Annotated in this window: 19 protein-coding genes, 6 tRNA genes and 1 other RNA gene; 11 read left to right on the plus strand and 15 right to left on the minus strand. The window is 38.0% G+C overall.

Features of this window, described 5'->3' with window-relative positions:
• Positions 1-12: 12 nt before the first annotated feature.
• Positions 13-1,818 (plus strand): DUF2157 domain-containing protein, encoded by a 1,806-nt coding sequence (locus SKM54_RS05295; protein ID WP_321094587.1) that lies wholly within the window; start codon positions 13-15, stop codon positions 1,816-1,818.
• A gap of 2 nt (positions 1,819-1,820) precedes the next feature.
• On the plus strand, positions 1,821-2,396 hold the full coding sequence (locus tag SKM54_RS05300) for a GDYXXLXY domain-containing protein (protein ID WP_321094590.1): 576 nt from the start codon (positions 1,821-1,823) through the stop codon (positions 2,394-2,396).
• Between the two features lie 80 nt (positions 2,397-2,476).
• Here SKM54_RS05300 and panD read toward each other — a convergent pair whose 3' ends face one another.
• From panD to SKM54_RS05355, 11 genes are all read right to left on the minus strand, one after another.
• The gene (gene panD / locus SKM54_RS05305; protein ID WP_153372096.1) at positions 2,477-2,857 is read right to left on the minus strand and encodes an aspartate 1-decarboxylase; all 381 of its coding nucleotides are present in this window, start codon (positions 2,855-2,857) and stop codon (positions 2,477-2,479) included.
• A 140-nt stretch (positions 2,858-2,997) separates the two neighbouring features.
• Positions 2,998-3,579: an aminoacyl-tRNA hydrolase gene (gene pth, locus SKM54_RS05310; protein ID WP_321094592.1), complete on the minus strand. Its 582-nt coding sequence runs from the start codon at positions 3,577-3,579 to the stop codon at positions 2,998-3,000.
• 19 nt (positions 3,580-3,598) lie between these two features.
• A complete protein-coding gene (rplY, locus tag SKM54_RS05315; RefSeq protein WP_154772304.1) occupies positions 3,599-3,895 on the minus strand; it encodes a 50S ribosomal protein L25 in 297 nt (98 codons plus the stop codon).
• Between the two features lie 99 nt (positions 3,896-3,994).
• A complete protein-coding gene (locus SKM54_RS05320; RefSeq protein WP_154772305.1) occupies positions 3,995-4,948 on the minus strand; it encodes a ribose-phosphate pyrophosphokinase in 954 nt (317 codons plus the stop codon).
• Positions 4,949-4,984: 36 nt separating this feature from the next.
• Positions 4,985-5,059 (minus strand) — tRNA-Gln (locus SKM54_RS05325).
• Between the two features lie 91 nt (positions 5,060-5,150).
• Positions 5,151-5,225, minus strand: a tRNA-Gln gene (locus SKM54_RS05330).
• Between the two features lie 19 nt (positions 5,226-5,244).
• Positions 5,245-5,319, minus strand: a tRNA-Gln gene (locus tag SKM54_RS05335).
• Positions 5,320-5,347: 28 nt separating this feature from the next.
• Positions 5,348-5,422: transfer RNA gene (locus SKM54_RS05340), tRNA-Gln, on the minus strand.
• Positions 5,421-6,251 (minus strand): 4-(cytidine 5'-diphospho)-2-C-methyl-D-erythritol kinase, encoded by an 831-nt coding sequence (gene ispE, locus SKM54_RS05345; protein WP_321094807.1) that lies wholly within the window; start codon positions 6,249-6,251, stop codon positions 5,421-5,423. The genes SKM54_RS05340 and ispE overlap by 2 nt, the downstream gene beginning before the upstream one ends.
• Before the next feature lie 12 nt (positions 6,252-6,263).
• A complete protein-coding gene (gene lolB, locus SKM54_RS05350; RefSeq protein WP_321088189.1) occupies positions 6,264-6,842 on the minus strand; it encodes a lipoprotein insertase outer membrane protein LolB in 579 nt (192 codons plus the stop codon).
• A gap of 7 nt (positions 6,843-6,849) precedes the next feature.
• A complete protein-coding gene (locus SKM54_RS05355; RefSeq protein WP_321094809.1) occupies positions 6,850-8,562 on the minus strand; it encodes a tetratricopeptide repeat protein in 1,713 nt (570 codons plus the stop codon).
• 76 nt (positions 8,563-8,638) lie between these two features.
• On the opposite strand from SKM54_RS05355, the gene hemA reads away from it, so the two are divergent.
• The gene (gene hemA, locus SKM54_RS05360; RefSeq protein ID WP_154772307.1) at positions 8,639-9,922 is read left to right on the plus strand and encodes a glutamyl-tRNA reductase; all 1,284 of its coding nucleotides are present in this window, start codon (positions 8,639-8,641) and stop codon (positions 9,920-9,922) included.
• A 43-nt stretch (positions 9,923-9,965) separates the two neighbouring features.
• Here the strand turns inward: hemA and SKM54_RS05365 are convergent, their stop codons facing one another.
• Both SKM54_RS05365 and SKM54_RS05370 read right to left on the minus strand, forming a co-directional pair.
• Entirely contained in the window at positions 9,966-11,855 is a 1,890-nt protein-coding gene (locus tag SKM54_RS05365) for a DNA primase (RefSeq protein ID WP_321094594.1), read from the minus strand.
• A gap of 205 nt (positions 11,856-12,060) precedes the next feature.
• Complete coding sequence (locus SKM54_RS05370) at positions 12,061-13,074, minus strand: outer membrane protein assembly factor BamD (protein ID WP_154772309.1); 1,014 nt, start codon at positions 13,072-13,074, stop codon at positions 12,061-12,063.
• Between the two features lie 71 nt (positions 13,075-13,145).
• Here SKM54_RS05370 and rluD point away from each other — a divergent pair, with 71 nt between their 5' ends.
• From rluD to SKM54_RS05385, 3 genes are read left to right on the plus strand one after another with little or no spacing between them, the layout of a single operon-like run.
• On the plus strand, positions 13,146-14,198 hold the full coding sequence (gene rluD, locus SKM54_RS05375) for a 23S rRNA pseudouridine(1911/1915/1917) synthase RluD (RefSeq protein WP_154772310.1): 1,053 nt from the start codon (positions 13,146-13,148) through the stop codon (positions 14,196-14,198).
• Positions 14,199-14,237: 39 nt separating this feature from the next.
• Entirely contained in the window at positions 14,238-14,978 is a 741-nt protein-coding gene (gene pgeF / locus SKM54_RS05380) for a peptidoglycan editing factor PgeF (protein WP_321094596.1), read from the plus strand.
• A gap of 39 nt (positions 14,979-15,017) precedes the next feature.
• On the plus strand, positions 15,018-15,569 hold the full coding sequence (locus SKM54_RS05385) for a flavodoxin family protein (RefSeq protein ID WP_321094598.1): 552 nt from the start codon (positions 15,018-15,020) through the stop codon (positions 15,567-15,569).
• Positions 15,570-15,626: 57 nt separating this feature from the next.
• Here SKM54_RS05385 and smpB read toward each other — a convergent pair whose 3' ends face one another.
• Positions 15,627-16,100, minus strand: coding sequence for an SsrA-binding protein SmpB (smpB, locus tag SKM54_RS05390; RefSeq protein ID WP_154772313.1), 474 nt, complete (start codon positions 16,098-16,100; stop codon positions 15,627-15,629).
• Positions 16,101-16,288: 188 nt separating this feature from the next.
• Here smpB and coaD point away from each other — a divergent pair, with 188 nt between their 5' ends.
• From coaD to SKM54_RS05410, 4 genes are all read left to right on the plus strand, one after another.
• Complete coding sequence (coaD, locus tag SKM54_RS05395) at positions 16,289-16,780, plus strand: pantetheine-phosphate adenylyltransferase (protein ID WP_321094600.1); 492 nt, start codon at positions 16,289-16,291, stop codon at positions 16,778-16,780.
• 1 nt (position 16,781) lies between these two features.
• Complete coding sequence (locus SKM54_RS05400; protein ID WP_321094602.1) at positions 16,782-17,045, plus strand: YfhL family 4Fe-4S dicluster ferredoxin; 264 nt, start codon at positions 16,782-16,784, stop codon at positions 17,043-17,045.
• A gap of 26 nt (positions 17,046-17,071) precedes the next feature.
• An RNA gene (rnpB, locus tag SKM54_RS05405) (RNase P RNA component class A) lies at positions 17,072-17,449 on the plus strand.
• 72 nt (positions 17,450-17,521) lie between these two features.
• Positions 17,522-17,598 (plus strand) — tRNA-Met (locus tag SKM54_RS05410).
• Between the two features lie 58 nt (positions 17,599-17,656).
• Here SKM54_RS05410 and SKM54_RS05415 read toward each other — a convergent pair.
• Positions 17,657-17,998: a hypothetical protein gene (locus SKM54_RS05415; RefSeq protein ID WP_321094605.1), complete on the minus strand. Its 342-nt coding sequence runs from the start codon at positions 17,996-17,998 to the stop codon at positions 17,657-17,659.
• Between the two features lie 254 nt (positions 17,999-18,252).
• Here SKM54_RS05415 and SKM54_RS05420 point away from each other — a divergent pair.
• A tRNA-Met gene (locus tag SKM54_RS05420) sits at positions 18,253-18,329 on the plus strand.
• The last annotated feature ends 11 nt before the right edge of the window (positions 18,330-18,340 follow it).

The following is an 18,340-nucleotide window of genomic DNA, read 5'->3' on the forward strand; positions in this document are numbered from 1 at the left end:
CTCATTCTAACAATGGATAAGACCAAATTAACTCAAAACCATCAATTTTCTCCCTTACTCTTCTGTCATGAAGGAGTACTGCGTTATTTAAATATTTTAGGACTTGCACTGATTGCAGTCAGTTTTTTGTATTTAATCGCAGCGAACTGGTGGATGCTGCCCAATTGGATTCAACTAACAATTCCAATGTTGATTTTATTTTGTAGTGCTAGCGCAAGTGTCTACTTTAGCAAACAGGAGTGGATTAGACAGGGTTTAGATACAGTAGCAGGATTGATGTTGGGCTTAAGTCTGGCTGTAATTGGACAGATTTATCAAACCGGTGCGGATAGTTATTTATTATTCTTACTGTGGTCAGTCATGCTGTTGCCTTGGTTGTATCGTCCGAATATTGGCATTTTTGCCATGTTGTGTATCGTTAGCCAGTTGGCGCTGTATTTGTATTTTAAGCAAAGTTTTTGGATGGAAAGGGCAGAAGGACTTTATCTGCTAGGTCTGAATGTACTCACTGCGATAAGTTTTGTTTTTGCAGTACGTTATTACTCGATACTACGGTTTTTGTTTATTGCATTCATGATCGCCATTTCGATTGGTAGCATGATGCTCTTCATTAATCAATTTCAGCTGATCTATTTAGCTTCATCAATCATTCTTCCTATTACTACGGCTTTCTATTTTTATCGTAAACATCAAGCATTAGAAACAATTTTGCTCATTGCAGGTTTGGCTGCAAGTTTAAGTATATGGATGTTTGAACTGGTAGATGAACAGTTAACTCACTCTGCTCTCGGCTTATTTGTATTAGCAACGCTGATTTTTGGCTGGTTTGCCATGATCAGTTTTGCGTTAAAGAAAATCTTTCCTCAAACTAAATTTTCAGTGATTCCACTAGCACTTGGTGCTTGGATTTCCGGAATTATTCTCGCGACTTTGCTTTTGACCTATTGGGAAGTGTTTTCAATATTGATGGGCATTATCTTTATTGGTATTGCGTGGAGATTGCTAAACAAGCAGCCTTCAGTTTTTATGCGCCAGTTTGCTTATTGTTTGTGGGTATGTGGTCAGGCTGCAATTTTAATTCATACCGGATTGCTTACCGAAAATATGTTTGTGGTTTGGCTTTTGCAATTGGTATTACTCGCTTTGACTGTAATTAAACGAATGCACTGGTTCATTCTTACCTTGCAGTTACTTATTTCTCATGCTTTAGGAATAGCAGTTTTAGCCTTAGAAACTTCTTTTCAGTACGATGATGTTCTGATTCATATTGTCTTAAGTCTTAACTATGTCATTTTTATTGGGCTATTTTTAATGTCTCAATATTGGCAGGCTTCAAACTATCAGAAGAGTATTTATCTTTGGATGATTGCCATGCTAACAGGTTCAGCTATTGTTCAATCTGTGACTGGACTAGAGCGCTGGAAGGGCATTGGACAAATTGGTTTTGATCAAATATTGCTGTTCTATATTCTTCCGAGTTTGCTAATGCTTAGCTTTATTTGGCAAAACAGACAGCAGTTTTCTGAGCGATGGCTATGGCTGATTCCTATCTTTGGTATTTTGTTAATTTTGATAGGTTATTTTGAAATTTTTATCATTATGTTGCTTATGGCGTGGGCTGTAGTGTATCAGCAACGTCTTTTACAAGGGCTATTGATTTTATTGCTGATCTTTTGGCTTTGGATGCTGTATTACAATTTAGGACTTAGTTTTCTTGTGAAGAGTCTGACTATTTTCATTTCAGGTCTTATGGTTTGGCTTGTAGTTTATGGCTTAAAACAGGTAAAGCTGAATCAGATTAGAGGAGATAAAGCATGAACATGAAAAGGTTATTTCCTCTAATTTTAGCTGGGTTCAGTATTTTAATTTTTGTAGGTTTGATTCTGAAACATGAAAATCATTTAGCAAATAGTCAGTCAATTTTTGTTGAGCTTGCTCCTGTCGATCCACGTTCGATTTTGCAAGGCGACTATATGATACTAAATTATGAACTGTATTTTGAGACTGGTATTGATGATGGTGCTGAAGCTTTACAAAATTGGAAAATTTTAGCTTTAGAGAAACACATTCAGAATAAAGCACATCCTTTAAGTTTTGTGTTGTTGGATGAGCAACGTCGTGTGATACAAACCCGTTTTGATGATAATTTTATAAAAGCTGATTCACAGATTTCCTTGCGTTTAGTTTTAAAGAATCCGTCCAATCAATTACAAAATTTATATCCAGCAGCAAATAGCTTTATGTTTGCAGAAGGGTTAGAGCCATGCTACAGCAAAGCAAAATATGCCGAAATTAAAGTAAAAGAAAATGGATTGGCATTATTGGTAAATTTAGTGGATCAGAACTTAAAACCATTAAACTGTGAAAATTCAAAAAAATGGGGGCAGGGTAGCTAGCTAAAATAAATTTTAGTAGAAATGCTTTTCAATAAAAAAGCCCGCATATTGCGAGCTTTTTTGAATTTTGTAGATGCGTATTATGCAACTTGTACAGGAATGCAGTTAGCTGTGTGATTTACAGTATTGTTTGGATTTGCATAAACAAGACGTGGTTTATGTGCATCAGCTTCAGCTTCTGTGAAATCACCAAATGTCGCGATAATCATTAAATCACCAACATCTGCTTGAAGCGCAGCGCCACCATTTACAGAAATAATGCCTGAACCTTCTTCACCACGAATTGCATAAGTGGTAAAGCGCTTACCATTCGTCACGTTCCACATATGAATTTCTTCATATTCACGGATACCCGCTAAATCCAATAGAATACCGTCAATTGCACAAGAACCTTCATAATGTAATTCTGCTTGTGTAACGACGCAACGGTGAATTTTAGCTTTTAATAAACGAGATAGCATGGCTAGCGTCTCCTTAGTTGACCTAAGATTTTGTCTTAATAAACAAATTATTTTGAATGGGTAGTGCATTCATCGAGAGCGCATTTTGCTCTGAAAAAAGCAACAAGGCAAGCATGATTATTCAACAATTTATAGAATGATCAGTTTGGCTTATGGGCATTGATTTGATTCATGGCTTGCTGTATATCACCGTTTACTAGCAACTTAATGCGAGATAAAGCATGTGCAAGAGCATCATCCATTAAAGTTTGTTCGCTGCTTGGTGCTCTGCTTAATACATGACCTGACACGCGTTCTTTAGAACCAGGGTGACCAATACCAATACGTAAGCGGTGAAAGTTTGGACCTGTGTGCGGTACGATGTCACGTAAACCATTATGACCACCATGACCACCACCTGTTTTAAGGCGAATGATACCAGGGTTCATATCGAGTTCATCGTGTGCGATAAGCATTGCTTCTGGAGCGACTTGATAGAATTTTGCGAAGGGAACAACACTTTTGCCTGAGGCATTCATAAAGGTTGTTGGTAAAAGCAGACGAACGTCTTGACCTTCAATATTACCACGACCGCTAATTCCGTAGAATTTAGGATCTGTTTTAAGAGAAATGCCATATTGTTCTGCAAGGCGTTCTACGAACCAGAAGCCTGCATTATGGCGGGTTTGGGCATACTCTTTACCAGGGTTACCCAAACCTACAATCAGTGAAATATTTGACACTAATTTACACCATTAACACTTATGCGCGTTTGAAGTCAGCGTGCATTGGAGTGTTTTTAGCTGGGTGACGTTGTAAAGCTTGGATTTTAACGCTTTCAACTTTACCGTCGATGTTGATTTCAACAACTTCTTCAAAGAAAGCATTGCTTTCAAGAGCTTTAACAAGTTCACGAAGCTCTAAAGTAACTGCTACAGGAGCTGCTTCGCCACCGTAGATGATAGCTGGAACTTTAGCTTGAAGACGAAGGCGGCGGCTCGCACCTTTCCCTTGTACTGCTTCTTCACGTGCTGCTGCGTTTAATACGAAGTTTGCCATGATAGACATCCTATTTAAGTTTAATTGGACTAAATCTGCGACCGATTTAGTACTAGAAAAGCCCTGCAAAAAGCAGGGCTTTGAAAATTCAGCGCTCTATTATAGATAAGAATCGAACATTGCGCTAATAGATTCTTCGTTATTAATACGACGAATTGTTTCAGCAACCATACTTGCTACTGAAACTTGGCGAATCTTACCAAGTGCTAAAGCTTCTTCTGAAAGAGGAATAGTGTCTGTAACAACTAATTCATCAATAACAGAGTTCTTTAAGTTTTCAATCGCTTTACCAGATAAAACTGGGTGAGTTGCATAAGCGACAACTTTGCGAGCACCAAAAGTTTTTAATGCATCAGCGGCTTTACAAAGAGTACCTGCAGTATCCACCATGTCATCAACAATGACACAGTCACGATCTCTCACATCGCCAATTAAATGCATCACTTGTGATTCATTTGCTTTTTGACGACGTTTGTCGATGATCGCAAGATCGATATCACCCATTTGTTTAGCAACAGCACGAGCACGTACTACACCACCAACGTCAGGCGAAACAACCATAAGGTTGTGATGCGACTGTTGGCGTAAGTCAGCTAAAAGCGCTGGCGTACCGTAAATGTTGTCTACAGGAATATCGAAGAAACCTTGGATTTGGTCGGCATGAAGGTCGATCATTACAACGCGGTCAACGCCTACAGTTGTAAGCATATCTGCTACAACTTTTGCAGTAATTGGTACACGAGCTGAACGAGGGCGACGATCTTGACGAGCATAACCAAAGTAAGGGATTACAGCAGTAATACGACCAGCACTTGCACGACGAAGCGCATCAGCCATTACCAAGATTTCCATTAGGTTATCATTGGTAGGGGCACAAGTAGGCTGTACGATGAATACGTCTTTACCACGAACATTTTCAGTAATTTCGACAGCAATTTCACCGTCAGAGAACTGACCTACAGAGGCAGCGCCTAGAGGAATATGTAAGTGACTTACGACTTTTTGAGCGAATTGTGGATGCGCAGTTCCACTAAAAACGACAAGATTGGGCATGAAGCACCCTTGGCGGTTAAGAATGTATGGAATAGATGGCAGGGGTAGCTGGATTCGAACCAACGGATGCCGAGATCAAAACCCGGTGCCTTACCACTTGGCGATACCCCTAATGCGGCAGAACTTTAATATTTTTACAGTTAAATGTCAAGATTAATTAACATTTGAGCAGTAAAGTATTGCTCTGTCTTTTTTGAGAAAATGGCAGGGGTAGCTGGATTCGAACCAACGGATGCCGAGATCAAAACCCGGTGCCTTACCACTTGGCGATACCCCTAAATTTGATAACTGTAAGATGGCAGGGGTAGCTGGATTCGAACCAACGGATGCCGAGATCAAAACCCGGTGCCTTACCACTTGGCGATACCCCTAATACAGTACATCTACAGGTGAGTTAAATGGCAGGGGTAGCTGGATTCGAACCAACGGATGCCGAGATCAAAACCCGGTGCCTTACCACTTGGCGATACCCCTAACAAACTTCAAAATGGCGTAATGGTGATTCTTTCAAACTGCTAACCAAGTAAGATTTACAAGGTGCATTCTTAAGAATATCATCAACATTCATTTTTTCAGTTACCTCAATAAACACACAAGCACCTGTACCTGTAAGTTTTGCTTTACCGAACTGATCTAAGTATTGCATTGCTTCATTCACTTCTGGATATAAATTTCTAGCTAGAGGCTCAAAATTATTTCCAAAATTGGATGGCGTTAACTGATAGGCGCAAAATTTAGTAGGCTTCGTGTCTCTTGTCAATGATTTTTGCGAAAAAAGCAATTGAGTGCTGATAAAACAATCAGGTTTAAGCACAATGAATTTTTTTTGATCTAAGTCTATGAATGTTAAGTGTTCGCCAATGCCTTCAGCCCAAGCATTTAAGCCATGCACAAAAATAGGAACATCAGCACCTAATTTAACACCTAAATCTGCAAGTTGTTCTATTGCTAATCCGCATTGCCAAAGCTTGTTGACCACAATCAGCGTTGTTGCAGCATTGGATGATCCACCACCTAAGCCTGCACCCATTGGAATATTTTTTTCAATAGAAATTTTTAAACCTGTTGGCTTTTTCGCATAAGGTTTTAAAATTTCTGTCGCTTTGAAAATTAAATTTTGCTGTAAATCGACGCTGTTTAGACCATTAATTTGAATTTCATTTAATTCAATTGGTGTAAATTCCAACCAATCATATAAATCTATAAGTTGGAAAATGCTTTGCAATTCGTGATAACCATTTTCACGGCGACCAGTAATGTGCAAAAAAAGGTTAAGTTTGGCAGGCGAGGCAACACGAATCATAGACATACAAAATTAACGGTTTTGAATGATCATTGTAATACGATTTTCTTGTCCAGATTCAAGCGACTGCTTCAAAATTAATTTATTTGGTAGTGTTGCTTGTTCGTTATAACTTAAATCGACAGTCCAATCATTTTCAATAAATTGAGTTGGTCTATTGTTCTCATCTTTTTGAATTTGCGCAGTTGATGTTGCAGGTCGTGCTTGAATCCAGCTCACTAAATTTGTGATTGGTGTTTTCCATCCTGTTGCTTGTTCTAAAAGCTCTTCAGGAGTGTTTGCTGTGACTAAACCTGTATTTGCACTGTTCAGTGTAACTTGACCTGGCTTACCTGAAATTTGTGTTTTTCCAATACCAAGCATGCCACTTAACTCAATATCAAACTCTTGCTGTTCTTGAACCCAGCGGAAAAATGCACTGCCAGATTGTTGCGGTGTGCGAACGCCAATTTTCCCTTGTAAGTTAAATTGATTATTAGCTTCAACCATTTGTGTTGGTGCGCTACCAAGGGGGTTGGTGAATTGCTGACAACCTGTTAAGAAAACTGTGCTTGCAATTAGGCTTAAACTTAACTTTTTAAAAGTTCCCATGTTTTGCTTAACTCTTTTTTATTTGTTGCGGTAATAGTAAAGAATTTAATGGCTCTAATTGAGGATCATTTCGGTGATTTGTTTGTAATTCTTGTAACACCATCTCAAATTGCTGCATTTTACCTTGCATATAAAGTGACATTGCATAACGCACACCAATTTTTACGCTTGTACTTAATTCATATGCTTTTTTAAGTGCTTTTGCCGCTGCAGAAAAATCATTTTGTAAATAGGTGATATAACCCAATGTATCTAAAATTGAAGCTTGTTCAGGTGCAAGGTCTGCTGCATGTTCTGCAATTTGACGTGCTTCTTTTAGGTTTCTATTTTGTAATGCGAGTGTATAAGCATAAGCATTTAAATATGCAGGATTATTTGGCTCAATTTCTAATAAGTTTTGCAGGAGCTTATCTAATTTTTCTTTATCAACATGTGCATCAAGTAATAGAACTTCCGCATAAATGAGTTCAGGGTCATCAGGAATATTTTTAATGGCTTCATCAAGAAGGCGTAATGCTGCCTTTTTGTTGTTCATCATTATTAAAATTTCAGCTTGTGCCTGATACAGAAAACTTGCTTGATGAGGATAATTCACACGTTCTTGTGTTAAAAATCGTAAAGCATCGCTCAACTGATTTTGCTTGGCGAAAATAGAAATCATGCTACGACGTGAAATTGAATATAAACTTCCATCCACCAAGCGATAATAAGCTTTCGCTGTTTCATAATGCTCTTTGCGTTCTGCATTTACAGCTAAATAATAATAAGCTTCATTTTGATATTGATTGGAAGATCGTAATTCAACTAAATATTTTTCAGCTTTTTCATATTCCTTTAAATCAATACTGGTTAAGCCTGCAATAAACAAAGCTTCTTCTTGCTTTGGCCATTTCTTAATAATATTTTCAAGTCTGTTTAAAGCATCTATATTTCTATTTTGCTTAACTAAAAACTTTGCGCCAGCAATTTGAATATCATAGTTATTTTTATATTTTTTACTGGCTTTTTCATACCATGCTAATGTTGCTTGTTGGTCGCCAAGCGCATTTAAAAGATTGGCTTTCATTAAGATATAACTTGTTGCTTTAGGACGTTTTTTTAAAGCTAAATTAATTGTGTCTAATGCATCTTCTAGTTGACCATTTTGAGCTTTAAGACCTGCTATAAGAACTAAAATAGAAGGATTGTTTTTTTCACTACTGGTTTTTAAAGCGCGAATGAGATCTTCACGGTCAGATGCTTGTTCTGGTGAAATACTGGCTAAAATTTCTTCTAGTTCTGCATTTGGATCTATTTTTAAAATTTTATCGAGCGTTTCTGCAGCAAGTTCATATTCATGTGATTTTAGTGCAATATGTGATAAATAGAATAGAGCAGGAACATCTTTGGGTTCTTGTAAAACCCAATGCGTTGCAATTTCTAAGGCGGCACTTAAATCTTCTTGTTCAATGGCAATATTTAAGGCGCGTTGTTTCACAGAAGTGGAGTTGCCTTTAATTGCAAGAACGGTGTAATTGTGTAAAGCAGTCGGAATATCGTGGTATGCAATTGCAAATTCTGCAATCATACTTTGTTTTATCGCATTATTTTTTGAGTTGGCATGATATATTCCTCCAGCTGCATGAAGTTGTGCAACAGAGAACATGCTACCAATGAGTAAGATTGTGGTAGAATATTGCTTGATTCTTACGCCATTTATTTGGCTATTTATTTGACGAATTTTTCTTAATCCAAGTAATGTTTTTATGACACCAATAATCCACAATAGCATAAATTTAGTGAAATGATGATCTGATATGTCTTTCTTTGCATTGGGTGTCAACCATCAAACCGCTTCTGTAGAGTTGCGAGAAAAAATTGCATTTAACCCAGAAAAGTTAAGTGCTTTACTTGCAAGTCAAAGCCATCACGCCGATTTAAATAAAATGGTGGTGGTTTCGACGTGTAATCGTACTGAAGTTTACGCTATGTCCGAGAACGTTGACATGGTGTTAAATTGGCTCGCTCAAGTAAATAGTATTGATGTAAAACAACTTGCAAATCATGTATATCGTTATGAAGATGCCCAAGCTGTTACGCACCTAATGCGTGTAGCAAGTGGTCTTGATTCTTTAATGTTGGGCGAACCTCAAATTTTAGGACAAGTTAAAACTGCTTTGGCTTTAGCAAAAGATTCTGAAACAGTTTCTCCTGAACTTAACCAAATTTTTGAATATGCTTTTTATGCAGCAAAACGTGTTCGTTCTGAAACTGCAGTAGGAAGTCATGCTGTTTCAATGGGTTATGCTGTAGCTCAGTTGGCGATTCAAGTATTCAGTAAGCCTGAAGAATTGACAGTAATGGTAGTTGCTGCGGGCGAAATGAATAGCTTGGTTGCTAAACATTTAGCTGAAATGGGTGTTGGTAAAGTTCTTATTTGCAATAGAACACGAGCAAGAGCAGAAAGTTTAGCGCAAGAAATAGCGCATCGTGTAAATGTAGAAATTATTGAATTTGATCAACTTGCAGAAAATTTACATCGGGCAGATGTAATTTCAAGTTGCACAGGTAGTTTGCATCAAGTTATTCATTTTAAAGATGTAAAAGCAGCATTAAAGAAGCGGCGTTACCAACAAATGTTATTGGTCGATTTGGCTGTTCCGCGTGATATTGATGCCAAAGTTGAAACGCTAGACGGCGTTTATTTATATGGTGTAGATGATCTACAAAGTGTTATTGAGGAAAACTTAGCACAACGTAGACAGGCTGCGGTTGAAGCTGAAGTGATGGTAAATCAGCTTGCAACAGAGTTGGTTACACAGCAAAAAATTAAAGGTGCAGGAAGTACAATTCAGCAATATCGTGAACATGGCGATGTTTTGCGTCAAGAAGAGTTAGCACAGGCTTTATTGCAATTACAAAAGGGCGAAAATGCTGAGAAAGTTTTACAGGAATTTTCACATCGGTTAACGCAAAAGCTTTTGCATCCTGCATCAATTTTATTACGTGAAGCTGCAAAAGCTGAAGATCCTGAAGGATTGGAAGTTTTACAAAATAGTTTAAGTGATGTGATTGAGAAACGTCGTAAACCAAAGCCTTAACGTAATTTAAAATTTTAGAAATATGTTTTAAATAAAAGATCGTTTACTCATCAATTAAAGTAAGCGATCTTTTTTTATCAATCATATAAATTTGATGTTTTAGATTTTTCATTTCAGCAATACTGGTAAACTTTTTCGAACGAATTTTTTGTTGCAAGTATTGATGTTGCAATTTCGTTGAAAAATCTGCTGCGAGCTTATCTGCTTGCTCTGGTGAAGTAGTGTAATCGCTTACATTCGCTTGCTGTAAAATTCTTTGTAATTCAAAGTGGTGATTCGCACATGCACCAAGCACATAATATTTTGCATGTTCAGCATCATCAGGTAATTCATCAAAAATAATATTAAAAATATTCAGGATTTTATAAAGTAATTGATCTTGCGGAATGAGTGCGCGCAAAGGTTCAAAATGAATATACAAATATGGGTGATTCATTAAAATTGCGGCAACATATTCTTCAGCATCAATTTTTGTGCTAAAGCTGAGAGCTGCATCATTATTAACCTGAGGTTGCCATTTACGGTTAAAACCTAATTTTTCACGGAAATATTGTTGTAATAAATAGCGATAAGAACCGAATTTTGGAAGTAGTTCAGTAAGCTGTTTAAGCTCTGCCATTACCTGACTTTTGCCTTCGGGTGTGGTTATATTATGGTTTCGTGATAAATGGCTAAAAATAAATTCAGACATTAGTGGAGCATTTTCAAGCAGGCGCTTAAAGTTTTCAACACCTTCACGTCGAATGAGTGAATCTGGGTCGTGGTCGTTAGGTAATACAAAAAACTTAAGTTCTCGACCATCATTTAATAGCGGTAATGCAATTTCTAAAGTTCGGCGTGCCGCTTTTTGTCCCGCAGCATCACCATCAAATGCAATGGTAATGCGGTTATTTTGCTTAAATAAAATATTTAAGTGTTCTGTATTACTTGCTGTACCTAATGTTGCGACAGCGCCATGAATGCCAGATTGCTGTAACGCAATAACATCCATGTAGCCTTCAACCATTAAATAATCATGTGCTTTTTCTTTGCGTCCTTCATATAAACCATATAAAAGTTGGTTTTTATGAAATACTTCAGAATCGGGGGAGTTGATGTATTTTGGTTTTATTTCATCGTTAAGCGCACGACCACCAAATCCAACAACACGACCTTTTGTATCACGGATAGGGAAAATGACACGATCTCGTAATAAGTCGAAATCACGTCCGCTATCGCTTGTACGAATAAGTCCTAAAAGCTTTAAACCTTCAATATCTTGAGGAAATGCTTTTTCTAAATGTTGCCAATCTTCAGGTGCATAGCCTAAACGCCAAAACTGAATAGTTTTTTCTGTTAATCCACGCTTTTTGAAATATTGCTGTGCAGATTGACTGTTTGGTAATTGGCGCTCGTAAAATTGTGCAATATTTTCCAATAAATCAAAAAGATTACCTTCTTGCGCGGGTGCTTCATCTTCCATTTGGAATTGTTCAAAACCAGCAAAAGGATCGCTTGGAGCTTGAAAGTCCTCAAATGGATCGAAGGCAACAGGCGCACTATTTTCTACAATAGGTGAAGCCGTTTGTTGTTCAGCAGGTTTTGGCGCTGTCGGTTTTTTTGTTTCTCGTTTATAGAGAATTTTTTTAGATTCTTGATTGTCTTTTGGAAGATCAATACCTGTTTGGCTTGATAGATCTTTCATAACCTCAACAAAGTTGCGTCCATCAATATCCATTAAAAAGCGAATGGCATTACCATTGGCTTGGCAACCAAAGCAGTGATAGTACTGTTTGTCTGCATAAACATGGAAAGATGGTGATTTTTCTTGATGAAAAGGGCAACAGCCTGAATAGGTACGACCTGACTTTTTTAATTTCACACGTTGACCAATTAAATCGACAATATCTGTACGATCTAAAATTTGATCTATCGTGTGCTGAGGAATTGCCATAAGTCTTCTATCGGTCGCTATGTTGGTCTAAATCGATTTTGTGTTAATGCGAATATTTTCAGTATGTGATTCATCTACAATCACAATTTAGTCACTGAATTTGAATTTGTCTAGCTTTTAATCATGTTAAAAATAACGATACATGCAAAAGCAAAAGGGCAAGTATGATAACTTGCCCTTGCTGAAAATGCGATGCTTAAGAAGCTTAATTACGCTGTGGATCGTATAAACTTTCATTTGCTGTTGCAGGTGTTGTTGGTTCAACACGATTCGGACGATCTAATAAGCCAAAACTAGCACGATTCAACAAACTTGGTTTGTTTGTATCTTGAGGTGCTTCAATTTCAGTTGCTGTAGATGTTGTTGCTTCACGACCAAATAAACCTAAAGTTGCACGGTTTAATAAGCTACCTTGGTTACGTGCAGCACGCATATTTACAGTGCCATCAGCTTTAACAAGATTTGGTGAGTTCAGTTTAAGAACATCTGCATATTGCTGAGCAAGTTGTTGATCGCCCAATTGCGCATAGCCATTAGACATCATTGCAAGTGCTTCAGGAACTTGCGGTGTATTTGGGTAATGTTCTACAACCCATTGCGCACGCTCAATAGATGCAACCCAAGCTTTACGTTTTTCGTTAAAGCGAGCCGCATTCATTTCAGATTCAGCAAGTTCGGTACCAATAAATTTCATACGTTGTGCTGCATCTACAGCATACGTACTAGAAGGGTAGCGACGAATAAGATCTACAAAGTTTTGATAAGCAACTTTTAAATAGCTGACATCACGATGAGATTGTTTAAGCGAAGTGAAACGAATAAGACCGTCGTAATTTTGCTCCATATTCGCCACACCACGAACATAGTAAGCATAATCAACATTAGGATGTTGAGGATTCATACGAATAAAACGATCTGCTAATGCAAGCGCACCTTCATAATCTTTTTGCTGAAACTTAGCATATAAAAGTTCTAATTGAGCTTGTTGTGCATATTCGCCTGTCGGATAATATGTTTCAATTGCTTCTAAATGTTTTGATGCGTCTGTATATTGACCGCGTTCAAGTGCTTTTTCTGCTTTTTGAATATAAACTTGTTCGCTAGACTGCGGACCTGTATCGACCACTTCTTTTTTTGGATTACTGCTACAACCCACGATTGACGTAGTTATACCAATCGTTAGAGCAAGCATTGTAATTTTATAATGTGGTAGCGACATAAAAATTCCTCTGTTATTCCGGGCAATGAGCTACAATTGCACAATTAAACCACTTTTTTCTGAATGATCAAATGAGCCAAGCACAATCTTCCAATTCAAATACCCCTGAAACTGATTTCCATATATTTGATGATTCTGAGGAAGCAGATAACCATACTTCCGAAGTAACTGCAACACGTTTATCGTTGCAATTTCAACTGGATGAAAGCTATTTAGGGCAACGCATCGACCAAGTTGCAGCCTTGATTTGGAACGATTATTCCAGAGAAAGACTAAAACAATGGCTGAAAGATGGTCATTTATTGGTTAATGGTAACAGTGTTAAGCCAAAGTACAAGTGTGAAGGTGATGAAGTTTTAACATTAAATGTTGAGCTTGAAGCACAAACACGTAGCTTACCTGAAGATATTCCGTTAAATATTATTTATGAAGATGATGAAATTTTAGTCATTAATAAACCTGTTGGTATGGTTGTTCACCCAGGTGCGGGTAATTCAACGGGTACTCTGGTAAATGCTTTGCTTCATCATTATCCAAAATCTTCTGAACTTGCACGTGCAGGTTTAGTACATCGTATCGACAAAGACACAAGTGGTTTATTGGTCGTTGCTAAAAGCTTAGAAGCGCAATTTTCTTTAAGTAAGCAATTGGCTAAAAAATCGGTTTATCGTATTTATGATGTTGTTGTGTATGGCAACATTATTGCAGGTGGCACAATTGATGAGCCAATCAAACGTCATCCTGTAGACCGTGTGAAAATGACAGTATTACCTGGTGGTAAAGATGCTGTTACGCATTACAACGTAAAAGAGCGTTTCCAACACTTCACACGTGTTCAAGCACGTTTAGAAACAGGTCGTACGCACCAAATTCGTGTTCACTTTAGTTATATTGGTTATGGCTTAGTGGGTGATCAAGTGTATATGCCTCGTGTACGTTTACCTGCGGGTTCTTCTGAACTTTTAGCAGATACATTGCGTGGTTTTAAACGTCAAGCATTGCATGCCGCGAAACTTGGTTTAGTCCATCCTAAAACGGGTGAAGACATGATGTTTGAAGCACCGTGGCCTGAAGATTTTGCCCAATTGGTTGATGTACTTCGTACAGAAAACAAAGCGTACTAATCATTTAAAATTTGATGATGATTTTATAAGGGAATTGACATGCAATTTGTTCAAGGCTTACCACAAGGCGTTTTTGTGGGGCAGACAAGAGTGCATCACGAGAAAACATTAAATTCGGAACAGCCTGAATTAGCGGGATTTAATGTTGCATTGCATGTCAATGACCAAGCGCATCGCGTTCAGCAACATCGCATGACTTTGTTAGAAGATTTTGCTGAATTTGGTGTGAATAAAATTACATGGATGACGCAAACGCATAGCACTATTTGTCATACTGTAAATGATCAGATTACTTTCGATGCATTGGTTGGTGATGGTTTGGTTACGCAAGCCAAATCTCATGCGCTGATGATGATGACTGCGGATTGTTTACCTGTGGTTTTGGGAAATGCTGAAGGTTCGGAAGTAGCAAATTTACATGCGGGTTGGCGTGGTTTGGCAAATGGTATTATTGAAAATACCATTGCAACTATGCAAACTAAACCTACTTGGGCATGGTTAGGTGCTGCAATTGGTCAGCCCTGTTTTGAAATTGGTGCAGAAGTTAAAGATGCTTTTTGCTCTAAATATCCTGCATTGGAAAGTGCATTTTTAGCGGGGCAAGTAGCAGGAAAGTTCTATGCAGATTTATACGCAATTGCGCGCTATATTTTGAATCAGCATGGAATTGAAATTGTACTTGGTGGTAATCAATGTTCATATACTCAAGCAGATGAATATTTCTCATATCGCCGTGAAGCAAAAACAGGACGTATGACAACATTCGTCTTTATTCGCTGAAAATGCTAAACTTTCTCCAAATTTTTTGCTTTGATCGATATGTCTATATCTTCTAAATCTCTTGCTATTGTTTATCACAGTCCTTATGGACATACCGCTAAAGTTGCTCGTTATATTGAGCAGGGGGCTTTAGATGCGGGAGTTCGTGTTTCATTAATGAATGTGGAACAAATTGACTGGGATGTACTAGATACAGCCGATGCGATTATTTTTGGCTGTCCAACTTATATGGGTAGCATCAGTGCAGCAATGAAGTTATTTATGGAGCAATCATCAAAACGTTGGTTAGCACGCGCGTGGCAAGGAAAACTTGCAGCAGCATTTACCAATGGTGGTGGTTTAAGTGGTGATAAATTGGCGGTGTTACAGCAAATTAATTTATTTGCTATGCAACATGGCATGCTTTGGTCAGGTTTGCCTCTAATGGCAACAGGGCGTTCAGTTGAAGATGTAAACCGTATGTCGAGCTTTTTGGGCTTAATGACTCAGTCTGATAATGCGCCTGTAGATGTTACGCCACCACAAGGTGATTTGGACACTGCAATTTGGTTTGGTAAACATATTGCTTCACAAATGTTGCGTTTAAACTAAACAAACTAATTCCTAAAACTAAAAAAACCTCCAAATGGAGGTTTTTTTATGCGTATTTTATTTGTGGAAAATACGTGCTTTATCACGTTGCCAATCGCGGTCTTTTTCAGTTGCGCGTTTGTCATGTAATTGCTTACCTTTTACCAATGCAATTTCAAGCTTGGCATTTCGACCTTTCCAATAGCACGCTAAAGGTACGCAAGAATAACCTTTTTGGTTAATTGCACCTTGTAGTTTTTCAATTTCACGACGGTTAAGCAAAAGCTTACGTGTACGTGTTGCTTCAGGAACAACATGTGTCGATGCGCTGAGTAATGGTTGAACCTGCGCACCAAATAAGAAAGCTTCACCATTTTTAAACGTAATATAGCTTTCTACGATGGTCATACGACCAGCACGCATAGATTTAACTTCCCAGCCTTTTAATGAAAGACCAGCTTCAAATTTTTCTTCGATAAAATAATCGTGGCGGGCACGCTTGTTTAGCGCAATTGTTCCACTCGAATTTTTTTTAACTTCTACCTTCGCCATAATCAGTTACTTCCAAACTTATGTCTATTGTGCCCCAAACAAGGGCTTAAAGACAATTGATAAATGTAAAGGTATTCAAGTAATTTAAGGTACTTGTTTAAGATATTTCATAAAAATAACAGGTTTATTCACCTAAAAAATTACTTTTTGATAAAATAGCCATCTGTCACTAAAACAGAGCAAAATGGATGTCTAAAACTCGCGTAATTTATCCAGGGACTTTTGACCCAATTACCAACGGTCATATCGACTTAGTTTCACGAGCATCTAAAATGTTCGATGAGGTCGTTGTTGCAATTGCAATTGGTCATCATAAAAACCCAGTATTTACTCTGGAAGAGCGTGTAGCATTAGCAAAAGAATCTTTAAAGCATTTACCAAATGTAGAATTTCTTGGTTTTGATGGTTTGCTTGTAAACTTTTTTCGCGAGCAAAAAGCGACTGCTGTATTACGTGGTTTGAGAGCTGTTTCGGACTTCGAATATGAATTTCAGTTGGCAAATATGAACCGTCGTTTAGATTCAAATTTTGAAGCTGTGTTTTTAACACCATCTGAACAATATTCATTTATTTCATCGACACTTGTACGTGAAATTGCGCGTTTACAAGGCGATGTAACTCAGTTTGTACCACATGCAGTGGTAGAAGCATTTGAACGTAAGCATAAACAAGGTTGGTAACGTGTCTTTATATATAACTGATGAATGCATTAACTGTGATGTGTGCGAGCCTGTTTGCCCAAATGAGGCAATATTTATGGGAGAAATCATTTATGAAATTCACCCAGATTTATGTACAGAGTGCGTAGGGCATCATGATGAACCGCAGTGTCAGTTATTCTGTCCTGTCGATTGTATCCCGCTAGATCCGAATCATGCCGAAACGCGTGAACAGCTTCAAGCAAAGTACGAAAAACTAACTGATCAAAAAACATCAAGCAATTAGTTCGTATATTTGTTAATATGCGCCTCGAAGTGAGCCAGACGATCGCTGCTGTGGAAATCTCCGTGATTGAAGCAGGGGAGGAAAGTCCGGGCTTCATAGGGCAAGGTGCCAGGTAACGCCTGGGCGGTGTAAACCGACGGCAAGTGCAGCAGAGAGAAGACCGCCTTCATTATGTTTCTAAGCAATTAGAATCGAAGGTAAGGGTGAAAGGGTGCGGTAAGAGCGCACCGCATGGCTGGTAACAGTTCATGGCGAGGTAAACCCCACCGGAAGCAAGACCAAATAGGAATCCATTAGGCATGGCCCATGCTGGATTCGGGTAGGTCGCTTGAGCGCATGAGTGATTGTGCGCCTAGAGGAATGATCGTTCACGACAGAACCCGGCTTATCGGCTCACTTCACTATTTTTTGTACAATTAGCACGGTTAGTGCTTGACGCGAATATCATATCAGAAGATAATGCGCGCACAGTTTACGGCTATGTAGCTCAGTTGGTTAGAGCACCGCACTCATAATGCGGGGGTCACAAGTTCAAGTCTCGTCATAGCCACCATTTTTATAGACCACGTTCCAAAACGTGGTCTTTTTTTATCTAAAATTTGTTGAAAATATTAAAATTTATTTGTGCAATCAATTTCAGCATTATTAATGTGAATGTTATTTTGCAAACTTTGACTATGTTTTAATTTTTCTTGCTGTTCAGGTAAAACAAATATTTTTGAATCCACCCAATTTAATTTTTTGGCAGATACTTTTTGTAATGCGCAATATGTTCCAATAGCTCTGTCTTGCGCTAAACGGTTTTGTTGATCTTCACTTTGATATTGTGAACTTAAAATTTTCTGTTGTTCTTTAGCATAAGCAACAAGCACATGCCTGCTTGAAATACTGAGCAGTGTATTTTGATTGATTGCTGTCGCAACATCTCTCCTAACGCCATTATAGTCAACCATTAGAGGGGAGATTATTGAGCATGCACCTAATAGAGAAACTACAGCGCATATCGTGAATTTTTTCCAAAATTTCATCTTTTTAACTTAACTTTTAAATCATATATTCATAACCTTAATCTCATTTTTTTGATTAAAAAAGTAAAATTAAATCAAAAAATAATAAAAAAGTATTATTTCGTATAAAGACTGAACATTTGATGTGATTAGTGCTTGACGATGAGGGATGAAATTTAGATAATGCGTCCACAGTTTACGGCTATGTAGCTCAGTTGGTTAGAGCACCGCACTCATAATGCGGGGGTCACAAGTTCAAGTCTCGTCATAGCCACCATTTTTATAGAC

The sequence above is a fragment of the Acinetobacter faecalis genome (assembly GCF_034187745.1).
Lineage (GTDB): Bacteria > Pseudomonadota > Gammaproteobacteria > Pseudomonadales > Moraxellaceae > Acinetobacter > Acinetobacter faecalis.